This is a genomic window from Acidisoma sp. (genome assembly GCF_035492295.1).
Lineage (GTDB): Bacteria > Pseudomonadota > Alphaproteobacteria > Acetobacterales > Acetobacteraceae > Acidisoma.
In genome coordinates this window covers 1-5,542 of the sequence record NZ_DATJJK010000042.1, presented here as the reverse complement: position 1 = coordinate 5,542, position 5,542 = coordinate 1, and the positions used below count along the sequence as shown (strand labels likewise).

5 protein-coding genes are annotated in these 5,542 nt (G+C 60.9%); 3 read left to right on the top strand and 2 right to left on the bottom strand.

Translation table 11 applies throughout. The features are described 5' to 3' along the window. The 3 genes from VL752_RS02975 to VL752_RS02965 form a co-directional block, all read left to right on the top strand. Window positions 1-543 (top strand): ABC transporter permease (locus VL752_RS02975; RefSeq protein WP_325352252.1); only part of this gene is annotated, 543 nt, incomplete at its 5' end. Window positions 544-579: 36 nt separating this feature from the next. Continuing rightward, the gene (locus tag VL752_RS02970; protein ID WP_325352251.1) at window positions 580-1,389 is read left to right on the top strand and encodes an ATP-binding cassette domain-containing protein; all 810 of its coding nucleotides are present in this window, start codon (window positions 580-582) and stop codon (window positions 1,387-1,389) included. Window positions 1,390-1,458: 69 nt separating this feature from the next. After that, window positions 1,459-2,937 carry an amidase gene (locus VL752_RS02965; protein WP_325352250.1) on the top strand — a complete coding sequence of 493 codons (1,479 nt, stop codon included), beginning with the start codon at window positions 1,459-1,461 and terminating at the stop codon, window positions 2,935-2,937. Window positions 2,938-2,944: 7 nt separating this feature from the next. On the opposite strand, the gene VL752_RS02960 is transcribed toward VL752_RS02965, so the two are convergent. Both VL752_RS02960 and VL752_RS02955 read right to left on the bottom strand, forming a co-directional pair. Then, window positions 2,945-4,006 carry an ROK family protein gene (locus VL752_RS02960; protein WP_325352249.1) on the bottom strand — a complete coding sequence of 354 codons (1,062 nt, stop codon included), beginning with the start codon at window positions 4,004-4,006 and terminating at the stop codon, window positions 2,945-2,947. Window positions 4,007-4,440: 434 nt separating this feature from the next. Beyond that, entirely contained in the window at window positions 4,441-5,541 is a 1,101-nt protein-coding gene (locus VL752_RS02955; protein ID WP_325352248.1) for an LLM class flavin-dependent oxidoreductase, read from the bottom strand. Window position 5,542 lies beyond the last annotated feature (1 nt).

Here is a 5,542-nt window from a genome sequence, read left to right as displayed (position 1 = left end):
TATTCCGGCGGTATCCCGCTGCAATTGAGCCATGCGATGTCCTTCACGGACATCGCCATCGGGCGCTTCTGGGGCGTACCGCATCTGGTCGTTGTCATGCTCGGGATTGTCGCACTGCTGTGGGTACTGCTCAACTGGACGGTGCAAGGGCAGCACATCAAGGCCATCGGGGTCAATGCGGACAATGCGCGACGAGCGGGCATCGCCGTCGATCGCAGTCGCATCGTCGCCTTCGCGATCTCCGGCACATGCGCCTCGATCACCGGCATCCTGATGGCGTCCAATCTCGGATCCGGCCAGGTTGCGGCCGGAGACGGATTCATGTTGACATCATTTGCCGCGGTATTTCTGGGATCCGCCGCCTTGCGCGAAGGTCAGTTCCATATTTTCGGAACTCTGATCGGCGTTGTGACCGTCGCCGTCGGCAATAACGGCCTTGCCATGATCGGGGCACCGATTTTTACGCAATATCTTTTTTCGGGTGGCCTGCTCGTCGTCGCTGTCGCGCTCGGTGGCATCGGCCGCCGCTATGCTCGCGGTTGATGCCGGTCCGGCACCGTCGCACGAAAGGACGCGCGCGTGACCTTGCTTAGTCTTCGCGGCATCACCAGGGACTTCGGCGCGATACAAGCGTTGAAAAGCCTCAATCTTGAGTTGAACGCCGGGGACGTTGTCGGTCTGGTCGGTGACAACGGCGCCGGCAAATCCACACTCATCAAAATCCTGGCAGGCGCGCACGAGCCGTCCTCCGGGGAGATCCTGCTCGAAGGTCAGCCCTGCTCGCTCTATCCACCGGTCCAAGCCCAGCGGCTCGGAATCGAAACCGTCTATCAGGATCTGGCACTGATCGGCGCATTCACTGTCGGCGAGAATTTCTTCCTCGGACGCGAACTCGCATGGGGCAAGGGGCCCGCCCTTCTGCGCATCATGCGGAAGGCAAAAATGGCGCAAGCCGCAATCCGCGGACTTGAAGAGCTGCACATCGATATTCCACGAGTACGCACCCAGCCGGTCGATCGCATGTCGGGCGGTCAGCGGCAGATGGCGGCAATTGCGCGAGGGGCATTCTGGGGCAGCAAGCTGCTTCTGCTGGATGAACCGACAGCGGCGCTCGGCGTGCGGGAGTCGGCCGAGGTCATCGGTCTTATCCGCACTTTGAGCCAACGCGGCCTGACCATTCTGATGGTGACGCATAATCTTGAGCATCTTTGGGCCGTGTGTAACCGCGTTGTCGTCATGCGACGGGGGGCCAAGGTCGCGGATATGGAAAGCAGCGACACCACGATGGACGAAGTGGTGGCCTATATCACCGGCGCCAAGGGCGAGTCCGACTGGATCAATGAACGCGGCGCCTTGGATGCCTCACCACCGCCGCAGCCTACTCCGTGACATGAGTCCCCCGAACATCCAGCCAGGGGCCGCACCCTGCGGGATACTCGACGTGCAAATGAAGGACCGATGATGATGGCCGACGAATTGACACGCCTGTGCTTTGTGCCGGCCACGGAACTTGCCGTGCGTATCCGTCGGCGCGACGTATCTCCGGTCGAAGTGGTTCAAGCCTATCTTCGGCGAATTGGCGAGCGCAATCCGGTCGTCAACGCCTACACGCTCGTTCTCGCGGAAGAGGCCTTGGAAGCGGCCCGCGCCGCGGAGCGTGCTGTTATGGCAGGCGGACCCCTCGGACCGCTCCATGGCGTGCCCATAGCGATCAAGGACCTTGATGACGTCGCGGGCATTCCGACCTCGATGGGGTCGCGCGCCGTTCACGGCCGCGTGCCCAGCCGCAGTTCTGCCGCTGTTGAGCGTCTGCTGGCCGCCGGTGCCATCATTCTTGGCAAAACCAATACCCCGGAATTCGGGCATAAGGGCATTACCGACAATCCTCGTTTTGGACCGACGAGCACGCCCTGGGCCATCGGCTACAACGCAGGCGGATCATCCGGAGGCAGCGCGGCGGCGGTCGCGGACGGACTTGCAGCCCTCGGACAGGGCACGGATGGCGGCGGTTCGGTGCGCATTCCCGCGTCCTTCAGCGGCACCGTCGGGTACAAGCCTTCCTTCGGGCGGATCCCCTCCGTCACCCGGCCCGATGCGTTTCTCTGGGGTCATCCTTTGGTGCATATTGGGCCGCTTGCCCGCACCGTGTCAGATGCCGCACTGATGACGCAGGTTATGGCCGGTCCCCATGCGCGCGATCCGCTCTCGCTGCCCGATGATGGGATCGACTATGTCGCGGGTGCCAGCCGCGCGGCTGGCCCGGTAAAGATCGCCTATAGCCCTAGGCTTGGCAGTTTTCCCGTGGATGAAAGGGTCGCCACGCTGATTGCTGAAGCCGCGGCCGCAATCGCATCCCATGGCATGGCCGTCGATGAGGTCGAACTCGGGCTCAAACCACATCACAGCGAATTGGCCGCGCTATGGGTGCGTACCATCTCCGTGCACTACGCCGCAATCGCCGAACACTGGAAAGCGGATGGCCTTGATCTTCTCGGCGACCACGCGGACGAACTCACGCCGGATTTCAGGGTCATGCTGGAATCGGCTGGCCGCGTTGGGGCGGTAGAACATGCGCTCGATGATGTCTTGAGAACGCATGTTTTCGACGCGCTGGAGGATGTTCTCGACCGCTATGATGTTATCATCTCGCCCACTCTCGCTGTGCCGCCTGTTCTGAACGCGACCGATGGAAATACCCGTGGGCCGTCCGAGATCAACGGCGAGGCGGTCGATCCCCTGATCGGTTGGTGCATGACATACCCGATCAATTTTACCGGCCACCCCGCCATATCGATTCCGGCGGGGCTGACCTCGGATGGGTTGCCGGTCGGGCTTCAAATTATCGGACGGCGCCACGCGGATGAAAGCGTGCTCGCCGTGGCGGCCGCTGTCGAACGGATGCGCCCGTGGTTCAGTACCTATCCTGGCTTGTCGTAGGCGATAGTCAGACCGGAAACTGAAGGAGATCGGACAGTATCAGGCCGGCTGCGCCGAGCATGGCGGCGCGATCCCTGGCCTCATTGACAACGATGGAGACTTCGCTACCTGGGCGCCCAGGTACGAAACGTCTGACGTGGCCCGTGATCGCGTCAATCATCATTTGGCCACCTAGCGCTACGTCCCCATGTAGCACATAGAGATTCGACGCCAGCATCTGCTGGAGATTAGCAATACCGATCGCCAGATTGCGGGCATATCGGTCGAGAAGTTCGGCAGCTCCTGTCGAGCCGGCGGAGGCCTGCTCAGCCAGCTTCTGGGAGTCGATAATGTCCGCATTGGGGAGCGAGGCCTTACGGGCCTCGCGACGGAGCCAACTCAGCGTCGCGATGGTATCCCAGCAACCGCGTTGGCCACAGCGGCATAGCTCCCCATCGACCTGCACAAAGGTGTGGCCAAGCTCGCCGCCTGCACCTCCCAGGCCGCGATGAAGTTGCCCGTTAAGGTAGAAGGCAGCGCCCAGAACCTCACCTGTGTACACCACCGCGAACGTCCGCACACCCCGGCCGTGACCGAACCAGCGATCGCCCACCAGTAGTGCGCGCGGATGGTGGTCAATCAGGACAGGCAGATCGAACCGACGGGTCAGAGCATCGCCGAGCATAAGGCCATCCAAAATTGGCGCCAGATTCACCTTGATGATACGACCAAGATCTGTGTCGACCATTCCGCCCACGGCGATGCCGATACCGAGCGGAGTCCGGTGCGCTTTTTTAAGCGTCTGCCCTATGGTGGTCATGATCATATTGAGGACGGAATCGCGGCTATTACCGCTTGGAGTCCAAGGCTGGGTCTGTTCGGCCTGAATCCTACCATCAAGTGTCACGAGACAGGTCCGAATCACCCCCGGCATAAGCAGTACGCTGCAGATCGGGCGTGCATTCGGCGAAAACCAAAGGGGCTTCGCTGGCTTGCCACTGCCTTCTGCGGTGTAGAGTCGATCACCTTCGACAAGCAGATGTTGATCAAGCAAGGGCTGTACAATGCCAGAAATCGTGGTTTTGTTCACACCTGCCTGTCGCGCAAGCTCCGCTCTGCTTGTGGGACCAAGATCAAAGAGCGCCTGCAGAACCCGGCCTCGATTGGCCGAACCAATGACGGTCGAGGATAGAAGGGCATGTCCCGTGGACGCGGATGGCGCATCTTTGCGCTCTCCCGCGCCACGATGTCCGGAACGAACTGTCGCGCGCCGAGCCGCAGCCGATCCATTAATAGGGCTACCCATTACCATATGTCCGGGGGCATCGCTCAGCCTCTTATACGTTGAACCCATTAGCGAGCGAAACCTCGCGACGGTCCGTGACCAACGCCGAATCACCGCTGAGACAATCCACTCCAGTATTCCAATCAGCCTTCTCAGCCCAAGCCATTCTAAATCAGCCACCCATCGCCAACTCGCCACTTGGCATGGGAACCAGCAGAACCTTCAGCGTGGTCTGCGTTCTACGCCACCAGCTTCAAGTTGCAATATTGCCGGACCTTTGGAAATACGTTTTCAATCAGCCGGCCCATGGAGCTCTGCCAGAGCGATTGACGGTCCCATTCGTGGAACGTGCAGAGCAGGCCGCCGAAGGGCCCGACCTGATCAATGAAATCAATGAGCCGATCGATGACGCGGCCGGCAGGCCCCGCAATCACCATCGCGTCCATCACTGCCTGCAGGGTCAATTCCTCTTCAGTCGCAGTCTTCTCTGTAAGGAAGATCTTGCGTGCACCAGCACGGCCAAGTTGAGTGAACAGATAGTTATAATAAGCATAGATGGCATTGCCCTCCTCCGCGAGATAGCTGCGCGCCTCATCTTCACTCTCGGTCACCAGCAGGCTGCGTGCGATACGCCATGTCTTCGGGTCCGGGCGGAGACCGGCCGCCTCGGCCCCGGCTTGATAGGCCTCCCATTGCGACCGCACGACCCAAGCCGCATTGAAATTCGCCGAGATCAGATTCCAGCCGCGCTGGCCGGCAAGCTTGGCGGTGCTTGAGAACGGGCTCATCGCGGAGGTGTAGAAGGTTGGAAAGGGCGTCTGGAACGGTGTCGGCATCGGCCCGATACCCATGTCAGGCTGGACAGAATCAACAACCCTGACCGTCCAGTATTTGCCCTTGATGTCGTACGGCGCGCCACCTCCCCAGATCGCGCGGATAATGTCGGCGCTCTCCGCCATCATCTCCTGGCGGTTTTTGTCGGCCGTCTGGAAAAGCTCAAAATCGGACGCGAGGCCGCCCGGCCCGATGCCCAAGATGAGCCGACCGTCGCACATGTGGTCCAGCATGGCAGCATCGGCGGCCACGCGCGCAGGGTGATGCTGCGGTAGGTTCACGACGCCCGTGCAGAGTTTGATGGCCTTTGTCTGGTAAGCGATAGCGGACAAGAACTGCAGAGCGCTGGACACCGGCTCCACTTTCGCCGCGACGTGTTCGCCGATCCAAAACTCATCATAGCCGAGCCGCTCGGCCAGAAGTGCGGCCTCCACGTCCTGGTCGTACATCTCCTTGTAGCCTAGCTTTTGCGTATGCAGCGGCATCATGAACAGGCCGAGCTTCATT

Excerpts from the sequence above, each read along its gene's own strand:
- VL752_RS02965 (WP_325352250.1), top strand. The coding sequence starts at position 1,459 with ATGATGATGGCCGACGAATTGACACGCCTGTGCTTTGTGCCGGCCACG.
- VL752_RS02955 (WP_325352248.1), bottom strand. The coding sequence starts at position 5,541 with ATGAAGCTCGGCCTGTTCATGATGCCGCTGCATACGCAAAAGCTAGGC.